Annotated in this window: 2 protein-coding genes; both read right to left on the reverse strand. The window is 43.5% G+C overall.

Features of this window, described 5'->3' with window-relative positions:
- The coding region (locus ABYD77_RS19005; RefSeq protein ID WP_372771656.1) for a ribonuclease R family protein at positions 1-1,048 on the reverse strand (1,048 nt) is incomplete at its 3' end.
- Between the two features lie 81 nt (positions 1,049-1,129).
- Positions 1,130-2,069, reverse strand: a 940-nt coding sequence (locus ABYD77_RS19010) for a ribonuclease Z (RefSeq protein WP_372771657.1), incomplete at its 5' end; no start/stop codon positions are given.

A 2,069-nucleotide genomic window follows, 5' to 3' on the forward strand; every position in this document is an offset into this window, starting at 1 on the left:
CTACTTTCGGATTTAAACTACATAACCCGTTAGAAAGCACTTTTGGCAGCATTGGAATCACTTCTGATGGGAAGTACACCGAGTTACCACGTTGAATAGCTTCACGGTCTAATGGGCTGTTTTTGCTAACATAATGTGATACGTCAGCAATCGCGACCCACAAACGCCAGCCGCCTGACTTTTTCGCTTCACAGAACACCGCATCATCAAAGTCGCGCGCATCTTCGCCGTCAATGGTTACCAGTGGTAAATGCCGTAAATCAATGCGCCCTTCTTTGTCTTTTTCAAGCACTTCATCAGTCAAACCAGCGATTTGCTGCTCAAGGTCTTTTGGCCATTGGTTAGGAATATCGTGGTTGCGCAGTGCTACCTCAATTTCCATGCCCGGCGCCATATGTTCACCAAGTACATCAATCACTTTACCAAGCGCATTCATACGCTTGCTTGGGCGCTGAGTGATTTCAATTTGCACCATTTGGTTATGTTCTGCATTGCCTTCAAAGCCCGGCAAAATCATAATATCTTGGCTAATGCGCGGATCTTCTGGTACTACAACTGCCATGCCATGTTCACGGAAAAAACGGCCAATAATCGGGGCTCTGTCGCCCTCAAGCACACGCACAATTCGCGCATCGCATTTGCCATTTTTACCAAAGCTAGCTGGTTTTGCTAATACGCGGTCACCATGCAGCACTTGCTCCATTTGGTGTTTTGGAATAAACCAATCTTTACCGCCTTCATCAAGCTCTAAAAAGCCAAATCCTTCGCGATGACCAATAACCTTACCTTTTACTAAACCGACTTTATCTGGAATGCAGTAGCATTTTAGTTTATTAAAAAGTAACTGACCGTCACGTTCCATTGCACGTAAACGGCGCTTTAGCGCAATTTGGCGCTCTTCTTCAAATACATTAAGTTCGCCGCATAAATCGGCAAAATTTGCAGGTTTAGTTCGGTTGCTGATGTGGTCAAGAATAAACTCTCGACTAGGTACTGGATTATCGTACTTTTGTTGTTCGCGGTCTAAATAAGGATCTTTTTTTGGCATGAATTCGCACTGTCTATGAAAGTGCTTTTATTTTAAACCATTTAGCCACTGGGTGACAGGTCATTTCTATGACAACTCACTTTACGCGTTCTTTTGTTTGTCAATTTCAACGACTAAGCCATCAAAAGCCAATACTAACTCACCAAAGTAGTATCGTTTTGCCTCATTTTCTAGCGGTTCTAGCATGCCTTCGCCGTGATATCGGCTTGAAAAATGAAACAGCGCAAGGCGCGGGATCTGATACAACTCGGCAAATTCAGCAATGCGTTTGGCATCACTGTGCCCGGTATGCAACCCAACTTTATGTAAATCACTGTGAGTAAATGTCGCTTCGTGAACCAATAAGTCGATATCTTCAACGGCATTGGATAACAATGCTGGCTTTTCGTTATCGCCACAAATAATCACCTTGCGCGGCTGCCAGCTAGGAAAACTATATTCTTCTGTACGTAACAACTTACCTTGGTATTCCACATCGTGTCCTTTTTGCAGCAAGTTATAATGGCTGCCTGTAGCAATGCCGTCATTATTCAACTTATCAAGATGCAGTTTTCGCGGAATACCACACTCCGTTATTTTAAAAGCAACACTCGGCACACGGTGTTTTAATGGGTGAATAGACACTTGGCAAAAGCTAAAATCAAGCGCCTGTTCTAGCGCTTCAATCTCACGGCAAATTAACTCAAAACCCGTTTCCATTTGGGTAAATTTAAGTGCGCTTAATACAAAATCAATCACCGCTTTAGGAGCCACTAAATGCACAGGCTCTTTTCGCCCAGCTAACGAAATAGAGGCAATTAACCCTGGCAAACCATAGCAATGGTCACCATGTAAATGGGTAATTAAAATCACCGATAAGTGATAGCTCGCCAGTTCACTTTTTAAAATTTGATGCTGCGTACCCTCACCACAATCCACCAGCACCCACGACTTAGTCGAGTCAAAACTCACAGCAGTAGCACTAACATTACGATTAAGTGACGGACATGCTGACGAAGTGCCTAAAAAGTGAATTTTCAAA

This window comes from Pseudoalteromonas sp., assembly GCF_041629635.1.
In the GTDB taxonomy this organism is placed as follows: domain Bacteria; phylum Pseudomonadota; class Gammaproteobacteria; order Enterobacterales; family Alteromonadaceae; genus Pseudoalteromonas.